We start from the raw sequence: 13,014 nt of genomic DNA, 5'->3' as shown, positions 1-13,014 counted from the left end.
CACGCTGCGCTTTGCCCACCCTACGAGACCGAGATTGCCGAGCTACTGCCGGCGGCCGCCCTGCACCCACTGTTCCAGCATTTGCAGGCACATGGCGCGGTCGTCGTCGGAGGCCTTGGCGAAGGCGCGGCTGTAGCTTTCCTTGATCCAGGTCTCTTCGGCGCCGGCGCTGTCACGCGCCAGCGTCAGCCACATCAGGCCGCGCGCGGCCTGCCGCGGCAGGCGGTCGCCGTTGAACAGCATCTGGCCGAGCAGCGCCTGCGCCTCGTGCTGGCCCTTCTGCGCGGCGAGGCCGAGCCAGCGCGCGCCATAGCGGAAATCCTCGCGCGAGGCGTCCGGCGTCTTCAGGTAGAGCCGGGCGAGATCGTATTGAGCGTCGGCATTGCCGAAATAGGACGCCGCATAGGAGAACATCTCCCGCGCCCGCTCCGGATCCGACTTGACCTTCGAGTTCGGGATGCCGCTCAGATAGTAGCGGCCGAGCGCGACAAAGGCGTTGGCCACGATCTGCGCCTGCGGTGCCGACGGGCTGTCCTCGGCATGCGCATTGGCGATCCGGCTGAAATATTCGAAGGCGCGCAGATCGTCCTGGGCGACGCCGTCGCCATTGGCGTACATGCGGCCGAGCTTCCACTGCGCGATGGGGTGGCCACCCTCGGCGGCATACTGCAGCGCACTGAGCGAGGTCTCCTGAGGCACAGCCGCCGGCGCGACCTTACCGCGCGCGGTCACCGCGGTCCCCGGCAAGGTGGTCACGACCGGGATGGTCGCGTCCTTCGGGTTGACCGGAGCCCCGTCGAAGGCAAGCGCCGGGGCGGCCAGCGCACCGGCCCCCAACACAAACGCAACTATGGCACGCCTAGATGTCCGCATAGCACTGTTTCTCGTGCGCGCCGCCCGGATGGGTCACTGCCCCCCCGACCGCTGGTCCAACCTGTTGAGCATACTTCCAGAGCGCACCTGACGTGTGGTTAGTCGCGCGAGCGGTCCATTTGGTCTTGCGCTGGGCCAGCTCGGCATCGCTCAATTTTACGTTAAGGGTACCGGCGACCGCGTCGATCTCGATGATGTCGCCGTCCTCGAGCAGCCCGATCGGGCCGCCAATGGCCGCTTCCGGCCCGACATGGCCGATGCAGAAGCCGCGGGTGGCGCCGGAGAAGCGGCCGTCGGTGATGAGCGCGATCTTGCCGCCCATGCCCTGGCCGGTCAGCGCCGCGGTGGTCTGGAGCATTTCCCGCATGCCGGGGCCGCCCTTCGGCCCCTCGTAGCGGATCACGATGACTTCGCCTTCGCGGTAGGTGCGCTTCTGGACCGCCTCGAAAGCATCCTCCTCACGGTCGAAGCACCTGGCCGGACCGGTAAACCTGAGGTTGGACATTCCCGCGACTTTCACGATCGCACCTTCTGGCGCCAAATTTCCCTTCAGACCGACCACACCGCCTGTCACGGTGATGGGCTTGTCTGCCGGGTGCACCACGTCCTGGTGCGGATTCCACTTCACGCTCTTGAGGTTTTCGGCGATCGTGCGGCCCGTGACGGTGAGGCAATCACCGTGCAGGAAGCCGTTGTCGAGCAGCGTCTTCATCAGAAGCGGTATGCCACCTACTTCAAACATGTCTTTGGCGACATAACGGCCGCCCGGCTTCAAATCCGCGACATATGGTGTCTTTTTGAAGATTTCGGCAACGTCGAACAGGTCGAACTTGATGCCGCACTCATGCGCGATCGCCGGCAGGTGCAGCGCAGCATTGGTCGAGCCGCCCGAGGCGGCGACCACGGCGGCGGCATTCTCCAGCGCCTTGCGGGTGACGATGTCGCGCGGCCGGATGTTTTCGGCGATCAGGTCCATCACCTTCTCGCCCGCGGTCATGCAGAAGGCGTCGCGGATTTCATAGGGTGCCGGAGCACCGGCCGAGTAAGGCAGTGCAAGGCCGATCGCCTCGGACACGGTCGCCATGGTGTTGGCGGTGAACTGCGCGCCGCAGGCACCCGCCGAGGGGCACGCCACGCGCTCGATCTCGTCGAGGTCCTCGTCCGACATGGCCCCGACCGAGTGCTTGCCGACGGCCTCGAACATGTCCTGCACGGTGACCTGCTGCCCGCGGAACGTGCCGGGCAGGATCGAGCCGCCATAGATGAAGATCGAGGGCACGTTGAGACGGACCATCGCCATCATCATGCCCGGCAGCGACTTGTCGCAGCCGGCGAGCCCGACCAGGGCGTCATAGGCATGGCCGCGGACGGTCAGCTCGACGGAGTCGGCGATGCATTCGCGCGACGGCAGCGAGGAGCGCATGCCGTCATGGCCCATCGCGATGCCGTCGGTCACGGTGATGGTGCAGAACTCGCGCGGGGTGCCGCCGGCCGACGCCACGCCCTTCTTCACCGCCTGCGCCTGGCGCATCAGGGCGATGTTGCAGGGAGCGGCCTCATTCCAGCACGAGGCGACGCCGACGAAAGGCTGGTGGATCTGCTGGGTGGTCAGACCCATGGCGTAGAAATAGGACCGATGCGGCGCGCGCGCAGGGCCTTCCGTCACGTGACGGCTCGGCAGCCTCTGCTTGTCAATCTTCGCGCTCATCGCAAACCAGTTTCCTCGGTCAACCCTTTCAGACCCGAAAAATCAGAGCCAAGATTTGAATCGACCTTGGGATTTCTCGTCGCCTTCGAAGACCGCCGCTGCCCTAGAACATTAGAGCGATTTTATTCATGTTTGGGTGTGGCCAAAAAGCGGCGGTGATGCGAACCACCAGTGATGACGGTTAAATCGGAACCGAGTGTTGCGTAGACAGCACAATCGTTACCGGGAAGACACGGGGTGGACTACTTCAATACCCTCGCGGGAAGGATGATCCCACAACTTCAGATTTTGTATCGGCAACAACACTTCCGCATTTGCTCCACGAGGCGGTGACCGCGCGGGTGAGTCGGGGCGCGCCGCTCGTCAACGATTCTTCCCTCGTGTCCCGGACAAGCCGCACCGTTGAAGGAGCGCTGCGCTCCGTCCGGGGCACCAGCGGAGTTATGACGCACGCTTTCTCCACGCCGTCATTGCGAGCGAAGCGACTTGTCCGCCGAAGCCTCGGCGAAGGCGGAAGCACTCCAGAGTCTTTCCGCGGAGGGATTCTGGATTGCTTCGTCGCAAGCGCTCCTCGCAATGACGGAGCAGGAGGCACCATCGCGATGCTCCAATGCATATCCCAGCTGCAGTGCCGTAGGGTGGGCAAAGGCGCATCGCGCCGTGCCCACGATCTCTGTCCATAAGCAACAAGGCGTGGGCACGCTGCGCTTTGCCCACCCTACGAGATCGAGATTGTGGCACGCAGCTCAGCTCACGGACATGCCTTCGCGTCCTCGCGGCGCAATTCGCCCGAGCTTTGCTTGGTCTCGCGACCCTCTCATCCAAGAGGGCGCAGGGAAGGCCGGGTGCTGGCTCGCACCCGCGGTCCGCTGCGCGAAAAGCACGCGCAGAAAGAACCGCACAGCAGCATACAGGTGGTGCCGATCACTCGGCCTTCCCTGCGCAGTGGCTGGACGGCTTATGCCGTGATCTCCCGGGAGCCGACCATTCCTTCTGGCCTCCCTCGCCCCGCGAATTTGGATGATGCAGTCTGCCCGGTTGGGCTCGCTCGCATCTCCGCGAAAGGCTTGACCGTAGCAACGACGGCCAGGACCACACGGTTTTGCCGTACGCGCGTTCGCTGGTCACCACATTATCTCCCGGCCTTGTCGACGTTGCCGAAAGAATGGGGCGAGACGAACTGAACAGCGCCGCTCATCCGCACGAAGCCTCGGGCTCACAGGGACTACCCGCCCTGCCCGCGCCTCTCGTGCCGACGCTGCCGCGTCCACCGCAAGCCCGGCTCGCGACAGTGACGACCACATAGTCGCCCCTCTTGGGTGAGCCGGGATGGACGACACATACGCCGAAACCGAATTTCGGTAAAGTGGAATATTTTTAGCGACGTGGATTGACAGAGGGCGACACAGGCTCTCGGCGCCGTAGCCCGGATGGAGCGCCAGCGTAATCCGGGACGGTGCTAGATGCCGGGGCGAGCGGCCCCGGATTGCGCTTTGCTCCATCCGGGCTACGGCCACGATCGGCCGCTCAGGCCGACATCGCTCGCTTGCGTCCGGCCGGATCGACCAGGCGCACGATCTCACAGATGGCGACGAGGCCGGCGAGCCAGACGGCGCTGGTCAGTCCAATGCGCGTCACGATCGCGGCGGTGAAGGCGCCCTCGCCGCCGAGGAACGGCGTCGCGGCGAGCAGTGCGAGCTCGTAGATCCCGTAGGCGGCGACGAGCGTGATCGCCAGCATCAGTGGCGTGCGGCGCTGCGGCAGCAGGCCGAGCACCGTCGACGAGGCCGCGGTCGCCAGAAGCGCAGCCGCGCCGATCAGGAAGCCCCAGGCAATCGTGTTGGCGTCAACGGGATAATGCAGCACGCCGAAACCGATGGTCTGGTTGACGAGCCAGGCGCCGGTGACGACGAGCAGCGCCTGACGCTGCGGCAGCATCGCCGCGGCAATGACGGCGAAGGCCGCGAACGGCGTGGCGCAGGCGAACGCAAAACTTGCGAGCACGCATGACGCCGTCAGCAGCGCAAAGCAGAACATCGGCGCGAGGCGCGGCGCGACCGGGTGAAGCCGGAAGCGATCGCCACCAGACGGCAGGATGCTGAGAGCCATGGTTGAATCTCCTTCTTTCGAATTCTAGTCCATTTAGGGGCGCGTGACGAAAATCAGAACGTTGCGCCGGCCTTGAGCAGATAGGTGCGGCCGGGCAGCGGATAGGCGCTGAAGCGGCCGTCCGTGAAGGTGCTCGCGATGGCGTAGTCGTAGTAGAGCGCGTTCAGCACATTGTTGATGCTGACGGACCAGAAGTAGCGCTCAACCTGGCCGCTGAGCTTGAGATCGATCGTGCCGTTGGCGGGAATCGGCTTCTGGGTGCCCGCCTGGTCGTTGTCCATGCGTCGCTCGCTCCAGAAGCGCGCGGTGGCATCGAGCACCACGTAATTCTGCCAGATGTTCCAGGTGACGCCCGCACTCGCCGTGTAGCGCGACACCAGCGGCACGTCGTTGCCGGCCCAGATGCCTTCGCGGAAGACCGCGCGGGTGTAGGCCACGCCGGAGCGCAGCAGCAGGGCATCGTTGACGCGATAGGACAGGCTGGTCTCCGAGCCGTAGCGGCGGGTCGGATCGAGATTGGTGTTGTAGAACAGGACCGGATTGAAATGGACCTCGTTGGTGAGATCCATCAGATAGAGACTACTCTGCAGCTGCAATCCGCCTCCCTTGATGCGAAAACCGCCCTCGATATCCCAAGAGGTCTGGGTCTTGAGCTCGAACGTTTGCGGGATCGCAGCGAAGGTCAAGGGATCGAAGGAAGGCCCCGAGGACAGGCGCTCGTCGACATCAGGCGTGCGGAAAGCGCGCGCAACGCGGCCGAACAGCGAGACCTGGTCGTTGAGGCGATGCTCGGCGCCGAGATGCAGCGCATATTGGGTCTCGTTGCTCGTCAGCGGCAGCGCGCCGATGTCGGCGTTGAAGGGAGCTGCCGGGTCGAAATTGTCGCGTGCCGCAAGTCTGACGTTCTGCACCCGCGCGCCGTAGGAGATGTCGGTCGTGGGCGCGATTCCCAATGTGTGCTGGAAATAGCCCGCAACCGACTGCTGCCTGAGGTCGTAATTGTGCCATGGGGAGAGCCCCTGCCCGGCGCCGCGATTCTGCTCAAAGCTCGCATCGTAATAGTCGATGCCGGTCAGGAGCTGCGACGGCATGCCGAGCAGCAGGCTCTTCACGCTGAGCCGCGGCGTGATCGACCAATTCGTCAGATGGGAACCGACATAGGTCGACGTGAAGAACGCCGGAACCGGCGTCGGGGTGGAAAAGAACGCACTCTGCTGCTTCTTGTCGCGCACGCCGCCGTCGACGATGAGATCGACGCCGTTGACCAGGGTCTTGGTGAAGCCCGCAGTCGCGCCAAAACCCTCCTGGTTGGCGTAGTTGAACGGCGTGCTGGTCCCTCGCCGGTTGGCCCTGAGCTCGTCGAGGCCGATGGAGGGATCGACGGTGCGGCCGCCCGGCAGCCGCAGCTCCTGATTGTCGCCGGTGACGGTGAGAAAAGCACTCAGGCTCGGCGTCGTGTAATTGAGATTGCCGACGCCGTTCTGCTGCGAATAGCGATTGTTGTCGCGGTAGCCATCGGTCCTGACCGTATTGCCGTAGAACGAGGTCGACCACGGGCCGGAATTGAGCGAGGTCGAGACATTGCCGAGCCTGGTGTTGAACGAGCCGAAACCGGCCTCGATGCGCGCGGTCACGGGCGGTCCGCCAACGCCATTTCTTGTAACGATGTTGATCACACCGCCGACCGCGTTGTCGCCGTAGAGCACCGCGCCGGAATTTCCCCGCGTGACCTCGATGCGTTCGATCGAATTGAGCGGGATGGTGGAGAGGTCCACCTGCGCCATGTCGACGTCGTTCAACCGTCGTCCGTTGACCAGCACCAGCGTGTTGGCGGTGGCAAAGGCGCCGAAGCCACGCAGGTCCACGCTGGTCTTGGCGCCGATCTGGCCGCCATAGAGCGTCGTGATCTGGGCCCCCGGCGTCTGCGTCGCGATGATCTCGGCAAGCGTCTGCGATGGCGAATGCGCGATATCCGCGGCCGTGATGACGGTCGTGGCGGCCCCGACGATGGCGCCGTTGCCGACGGCAGCCTTACCGCCGGAGCCAGATGAGCCGGCTCCATTGCCTGCCGGCGCGACATTCGTCCTCGCCCGCTGCCGCGTCGCCTCGCCGTCACCGATCGCCCTCGCCCGCGTGCGGTTGTGATCGTCGGGCTGCGTCACTTCGATCGGCGGCAATTGCTCGGCAAGCGCGTGCTGGGCGAAGGCGGAGGACAGATCGAGCGAATGGAAGGAAACGGATACGAGCAGGCCGACGGCAAGGCGCCTGGCGGCAGAGACGAGACGGGACACAATTGTAACCTCGGTATGACGTCAGTGGCACGTCACAGCGAACGAGGTTTCACGGCAGAGCGATGGATTGCTCCGGTGAAGCTAATGTCTGTACTCCCCGACCGACATCTTCGCGTGTGACCACGGCTGACGGCAGGTCTCCTGGCTCGCGGGTCGTGACCTCGCGTCGCCTTCCCAGGACCGAGTTTCCCAGTGGCATGAGACGAAAGATTCACCGCTTACAGTTGCGGGGGCAGCCGTGGCGTTGAGACAGATCCCTGCGTTGGGACAATCCCGCACCACATTCCCTTTTGATCTCCCTGAGGAGAACCGTCGCCGATCATTTACGAGCCGTTGGCCCCGGGAGTCAATCGACCGATGGGTGCCGGGCGCTCAGGTCCGCCCTCGCACACGTTGCGCCTGGGCCCAGGCGACAGCGACGTCGCGCGGCGGAACATCGACGCGCTTGATCGGGGTCAATTCGCCGGAGGCCGAGACGATCGCGGTCTCCTCGCGACGACAGCGCGTGCAGACAAAGCGGACCTCGTGCGGGGACGCCGACCAGCTCGACCGCTTCACATTGGCCGCCATCGGCCAGGCATCACAATGCGAGCACGACACCAGAAATCGACCGGGATCGAGCATACCCATTTCCATCGGACTCCGCGTCCTGCCCACCTGCTTCAATGATTAACCCAAGTGAATCGTTCCGGTGCCCCAGCACCGCCGCTGGGTGCGCCGGAGAAAGCGGTAGCCTCAGCGCGCGCCCTTGAGGGTGCAGGAGGTGGTGCAGGTGACCGTGGTGCCGCGATCGCACGATTTGCACGCACTGACGCACTGGTTCATGTCGCGGGGATTGTAGCTGTAGTTCCGCATCGGGCAGGTCGGCGTCGAGCCGGTGATATCCTGCTCCTGGTCGCAGGCCGCCGTCATGAGCGCGACTATGATCACGGCAACGAGGCGCATGTGATTGCCCTGTCAAGCATGGCAAATGACACTCGCGGGGTGCGCTGCAATGCAGCGAACCCCGGCCTTTCCATCACGAGCGATCGCTCGCGACGTCAAGGATGCGCGCCAAACCTTAAGAACGGATTGCAGCCGGCGTCACGCCGCAGCCTTGGTCGCGATCGCCTGCCGCATGTCCACCGCCAGCTGACGGTACTGTTCCGAGAGTTTCAGATAGAACTCGCGCTTGGTGCTGTCGGTGGCGAGCTTGGCGATCAGCTCGCATTCGGCGGTGAGCGTCTCGAACCGTTCCAGCCTGTCCTGAAGTTCCGTCATCGGCGTGTCCCCGTCAAACGCCTCAAGGACATCCAACCTAAGCCCGGGAAATAGGTCACGGCGAACATCGTTATCGAGTAGAAACGTTTTTTCCGGACAGGGCGGGCCGGCCCAACAAAAACGGCTATTTCTGCTCCAGCCGCCAGGCGCCGTCCCACCCCTCTTCCGGCGGCTTGGCCTCGAATTGCGCGATGCGGCCGAGCATCGTGCGCGAGGGGCCGTCGCCGGGGACGGCTTCGAGCGCGGCGTTGAAGGCGGCGCGCGCCTCGTCGAAGCGGCGGGCCCGATAGGCGGCGAGCGCTTCGGCATAATGCGTGCGCAGGCTGTCCTGCGCGGCGGTGAGCGCGCCCGCCTGCGCCATCACCTCGAAGATCGGCTGCGGCGCGCTCTGGCCGGCGACCGCCAGACGATCGATCTCGCGCAATTCGAGCCGCGCTCCGATCGCATCAGCCGTGGCCAGCGAGATCAGGATGCGGGTGCCGTAGACCTTGTTGACGGCCTCCAGCCGCGAGGCCAGGTTCACGGCGTCGCCCATCACGGTGAAGCTCATCATCAGCTCGGAGCCGATGCTGCCGGTCAGGACCTCGCCGGTGGCGATGCCGATCCGCAGGTCACACGGCGCCGGCATGGCGCGGATGCCGAGCAGGTCGGGCAGCTGCTTCTGCAGCGCGGGCACCTGGTCGACCATCTCGGTTGCGGCGATGCCGGCCAGGAGCGCCTGCTCGTCCTCCTCGATGAAGGGCGGGCCCCAATAGGACATGATGGCGTCGCCGATATATTTGTCGATGATGCCGCGATTGCTCCTGATCGGTCCGGACATCACCGTGAAATAGTGGTTCATCACCCTGACGAGGCCACGCGGGGTCATGCCCTCGCTCATCGAGGTGAAGCCGCTCATGTCGCAGAACATGATGGTCATGACCCGGCGCTCGCCGTCGATCGCAACCTCGGGCCGGTCGATCAGCCCCTGCACCACCTTGGGATCGATGTAACGGCCAAAGGTCTCGCGGATGCGCTCGTTGTGCCTGAGCTGCTCGGTCATGCGGTTGAAGGCCGCGGCGAGCTCGCCGATCTCGTCCTGCGTGGAGACGGTGATGGTCTTGTCGAAGCGGCCGGCCTCGACCTCGCGGGTGCCGGCGAGCAGCAGCCGCACCGGGCGCGTGATGCCGCTGGACACCAGGAGCGCAAAGGCAAAGCCGACGATCGCCGCGAGCAGGGTCACGACACCCGAAACGACGATCGCCTGATGCTGGCGGCTGATCACCTGCGACGTCGAGAAGAACACCTGCGTCAGCATGTCGGCGCGGATCGCATCGACCTTGCGGTTGAACTGATCGCGTAGCACGTCGATGTGTTCCAGCGTGCCGCGGGCCTCGGCCATCTGCCTGGCGTCGACCTGCTTGAGCAGCTTTGCATGGTCCTCGTTCAGATCGCGCCGCAGCTCGGTGACGGCGGTCTCGATGCGAATATCGATCCGTCCCAGCGCGGCATTGTCGGAATACGTCCTGGGGTCGTCGATGATCGCGTTGACAAGCGAACGCGCGGCCTCGGCCTCCTCCTCGATCTTGCGATCGGATGTCTCGAACTCGCGAAGGCGCGCCGCATAGGCCTCTTCGTCCGACGGTGACTCCATTTTGGTCATGACCATCCGCCGTAGCGCCAGCCCCCGCTCCAGCGAGCGGATGTTGGCGCGGGCCAGATGGCTGTAGGCGGGGATGTAGCGGTTGGTCAGCTCGTCGAGCAGGACGCCGACCTGGCTCGACATCACCATCGACAGGATCGAGGTGACCAGCATCAGGACGATCAATCCGAGGGCGATACCGACGATCTTGCGCCTGATCGACTGGTTGAAAATCGGCATAGCTGCAAGGACAAAGGCCAAAAGGGAAGGAGCAAGGGAACTCCATACACCGGATCGGGCTGCGGGAACACGCGCAATCTGGTTCCTCCTGACGCCCTGAACCAGGCGCGGCCATCGCGCAGGCCTATCGTTAACAAAGGTTAAAGAAGCTGACCTTTGCTCCCCAGCCGAAGTTCCCTGGTCACATCCGTATTTCGCCGCATTGTTGCGACAGCGTGAGGAATGCGAAACGATGCCGTGGCATCGTTCTCGATGTCGTTGATTCTCAAGCCGCATGTCGTCGCGGACCTTGGTTTGTAGTGGTTTCGCAGGGGGACCATGGGATGAACCAGTGCCTACGCTCGCTCGCGTGTCTCGTTGCCGTGGCCGCAATGGCCCTCCTTCCGACCGAGCTGGCGGCCAAGAGCAGCCACAAATCGTCCGCGCCGAAGAAGTCGCATGAGGCGAAAGCCGGCAAGCAGCGTCATGCCGCGGTGAAATCGCGCCATGGCAAGCATGCCGAGGCCAAGCGCAAGTCGAAGAAGACCGGCGGCGAGCCGTCCGAGAAGCCGGCCGCCCCGCCGCTCACCGGGGACCTCGCCGCGCTGAAGGATGCGATCGACCTCGCGCGCAAGGGCAAGACGGATGATGCGAGCGCGGCGCGCGACCGCATCGCTGATCCCGCCGGACAGAAGCTCGCCGACTGGTTCATGCTGCGCCATTCCGAGAGCACCGCCAATTTCAAGCGTTATGCCGCCTTCCTCGCCGCCAATCCGGGTTGGCCGAGCAGCGCCCTGCTTCGCCGCCGAGCCGAGGCGCGGCTGTGGCAGGAGAAGGCGGACGCGGCCACCGTGCACAAATTCACCATGGACCGCCCGACCAGCGCCAAGGGCAAGTTCGCCCTCGCCCGCGTGCTGCTCGCTGAAGGCGACGCCGACAGGGCCGCGCGGCTCGTGCGCGAGGCCTGGCGCACCGACGAATTGTCCGAGCGGAGCGAGGAGGATTCCTACGAGGCGTTCCGCGATCTGCTCAGCTCCGAGGATCATCGCGCGCGCATGGACAAGCGGCTCGGCGCCAAGGACTATGCGGCTGCGCGGCGCGCCGCGAAACGACTCGGCGAGGATGAGCTCGCGATCGTCAAGGCCTGCGCCGCCGTGACCGGCAAGGCCAGCAAGGCCAAGGATTATCTCGAGGACGTACCGACTGAAGCGCGCCGCGATCTCGGCTATGTGCTGTGCCGCGCCCAATGGCACCTCCAGAAGGACCGCATCGACGACGCCGCCGAGGTAATCCTGGCCGCCGCGCCCGACACCATGGCCGCGCAGGACACCGACGCCTGGTGGCGCGAGCGTCGCATGCTCGCGCGCAAGCTGCTCGACCAGGGCAAGTTCAAAACGGCGTATGACGTGGTGCGCACCGCCGCGGTGCCCGAGAAGGAAGTCTACCGCGTCGACTATCATTTCATGTGCGGCTGGATCGCTCTGCGCTTCCTGAATGATCCCCAGGCGGCCATGGTGCACTTCGCCGCCATCGATGCGGGCTCGGCCAATCCGATCGCGCTGTCGCGTGCCCATTACTGGCGCGGCCGTGCCGCCGAGGCGATGGGTGCTGTGGCCGATGCTCGCATGAGCTACCGGGCGGCCGCGCGCTATCCGACCGCCTATTACGGCCAGCTTGCGCGCGCCAAGCTCGGCCTCGATCGCATCGAGCTGCGACCGCCCTCGCCCGTGCTGGCCGCGCTCGACACTCCGCCCGCAGACGAGCGCGTGCGCGCCGCCGACATGCTCTACGGCATCGGCGAGCGCGACACGGTGTTCTATTACGCCGAGGATTTCGCGAAGGAGAGCACCGACGTCGCGGCCCTCGAGGGCCTCGGCGAACTCGCCGGACAGCGCCGCGATGCGCGCGTGATGCTGGAGGTCGGCAAGTCGGCGCTGGCGCGCGGGCTCGCGCTCGACCATTACGCTTTTCCGACCATCGGCATCCCCGAGCACCAGCAGGTCGCGCCCGCGATCGAGACCAGCGTGATCTATTCGGTGGCGCGCACCGAAAGCTCGTTCGACCAGCGCGACAAGTCGCCGGCCAATGCGGTCGGGCTGATGCAGGTGACACCTGAAGCCGGCCGCGACACCGCCAAGCGCTTTGGCCTGACCTACGACTGGGACAAGATGGTCTCCGATCCCGTCTACAACACGCAAATGGGCGCGGCCGAGCTCAGCGCGCTCCTGTCGGAATATCGCGGCAACCAGATCATGACGTTTGCCGGCTACAATGCCGGCCGCGGCCGCGTGCGCGAATGGGTGCAGGCCCGCGGCGACCCCAGGGATCCCAACGTCGATCCGGTCGACTGGGTCGAGCGCATCCCGCTGTCGGAGACGCGCAACTACGTCCAGCGCGTGATGGAGAACGTGCTGGTGTACCGCGCACGGTTCGAGGGCAGCAGCATGGTCGCCGGCAAGTCCGACCAGCGCGTCACGACGCAGGAAGTGAGCGCGGCACCAACGGGATCGGCCGCAGCCCCCTCACCCTAGCCTCGCCGCCGCCGGGGCTGGACGCGGCGCGGGCTGGACGCGGGACTGCGGCCGACTTTTCTGCGCGGCCGTCATCGAGCTAGCCGTCACCTCCTTCCGTCGTCAGAAGGTCGTACTCGCGCAGATATGCCTCGGCCAATGCGCGCGACAGCGCGCCGATCTGAATCATCCAGCTCCAGCTCGAGATCGCCGCCAGCGCCGCGATCGTCTCGAGCGAGCTGCCGGGCCACAGCATGTCCATGGCCGTCTGCTGACGGTAGCAACCGTAGTCGCAATACCGCTCTTGCTTGGACACATGACGGACGTAACTCGTACCCAGCGGCCGGGCGCATGCGCGGCAGACGCCGCCGTGGCAGGGATGTTCCTGATTGACGAGCATGAATCTCAATGCCGTGTCCTCTC

General features: G+C 65.1%; 10 protein-coding genes and 1 riboswitch. Of the genes, 1 reads left to right on the top strand and 9 read right to left on the bottom strand.

Annotated features, from left to right (window positions below; translation table 11 throughout):
• Window positions 1-42 precede the first annotated feature (42 nt).
• The 8 genes from GGD61_RS12075 to GGD61_RS12040 all read right to left on the bottom strand — a co-directional run bounded on the left by GGD61_RS12075 (window position 43) and on the right by GGD61_RS12040 (window position 10,102).
• Window positions 43-873, bottom strand: a complete 831-nt coding sequence (locus GGD61_RS12075) for a tetratricopeptide repeat protein (protein WP_026201921.1) — start codon at window positions 871-873, stop codon at window positions 43-45.
• On the bottom strand, window positions 860-2,581 hold the full coding sequence (gene ilvD / locus GGD61_RS12070; protein WP_092257810.1) for a dihydroxy-acid dehydratase: 1,722 nt from the start codon (window positions 2,579-2,581) through the stop codon (window positions 860-862). Before ilvD ends, GGD61_RS12075 begins: the two co-directional genes overlap by 14 nt.
• A gap of 1,527 nt (window positions 2,582-4,108) precedes the next feature.
• Window positions 4,109-4,690 carry a hypothetical protein gene (locus GGD61_RS12065; RefSeq protein ID WP_183230739.1) on the bottom strand — a complete coding sequence of 194 codons (582 nt, stop codon included), beginning with the start codon at window positions 4,688-4,690 and terminating at the stop codon, window positions 4,109-4,111.
• Window positions 4,691-4,743: 53 nt separating this feature from the next.
• Complete coding sequence (locus tag GGD61_RS12060) at window positions 4,744-6,981, bottom strand: TonB-dependent receptor domain-containing protein (protein WP_092256927.1); 2,238 nt, start codon at window positions 6,979-6,981, stop codon at window positions 4,744-4,746.
• Window positions 6,982-7,094: 113 nt separating this feature from the next.
• A riboswitch (cobalamin riboswitch) is annotated at window positions 7,095-7,310 on the bottom strand.
• Window positions 7,311-7,353: 43 nt separating this feature from the next.
• On the bottom strand, window positions 7,354-7,605 hold the full coding sequence (locus GGD61_RS12055; RefSeq protein WP_245323774.1) for a hypothetical protein: 252 nt from the start codon (window positions 7,603-7,605) through the stop codon (window positions 7,354-7,356).
• A 111-nt stretch (window positions 7,606-7,716) separates the two neighbouring features.
• Window positions 7,717-7,926, bottom strand: coding sequence for a hypothetical protein (locus tag GGD61_RS12050; RefSeq protein ID WP_018320306.1), 210 nt, complete (start codon window positions 7,924-7,926; stop codon window positions 7,717-7,719).
• A 138-nt stretch (window positions 7,927-8,064) separates the two neighbouring features.
• Entirely contained in the window at window positions 8,065-8,241 is a 177-nt protein-coding gene (locus tag GGD61_RS12045) for a hypothetical protein (RefSeq protein ID WP_018320305.1), read from the bottom strand.
• A 124-nt stretch (window positions 8,242-8,365) separates the two neighbouring features.
• A complete protein-coding gene (locus GGD61_RS12040; RefSeq protein WP_177237121.1) occupies window positions 8,366-10,102 on the bottom strand; it encodes an adenylate/guanylate cyclase domain-containing protein in 1,737 nt (578 codons plus the stop codon).
• 323 nt (window positions 10,103-10,425) lie between these two features.
• Here GGD61_RS12040 and GGD61_RS12035 point away from each other — a divergent pair, with 323 nt between their 5' ends.
• Window positions 10,426-12,612 (top strand): transglycosylase SLT domain-containing protein, encoded by a 2,187-nt coding sequence (locus GGD61_RS12035; RefSeq protein WP_092256930.1) that lies wholly within the window; start codon window positions 10,426-10,428, stop codon window positions 12,610-12,612.
• 79 nt (window positions 12,613-12,691) lie between these two features.
• Here the strand turns inward: GGD61_RS12035 and GGD61_RS12030 are convergent, their stop codons facing one another.
• A complete protein-coding gene (locus GGD61_RS12030) occupies window positions 12,692-12,991 on the bottom strand; it encodes a hypothetical protein (protein WP_244550661.1) in 300 nt (99 codons plus the stop codon).
• Between the last annotated feature and the right edge of the window lie 23 nt (window positions 12,992-13,014).

It is taken from the genome of Bradyrhizobium sp. SBR1B, assembly GCF_014198205.1.
Lineage (GTDB): Bacteria > Pseudomonadota > Alphaproteobacteria > Rhizobiales > Xanthobacteraceae > Bradyrhizobium.
Note: the sequence above shows the minus strand (reverse complement) of the source record. Positions and strands in the feature narration are given on the sequence as shown.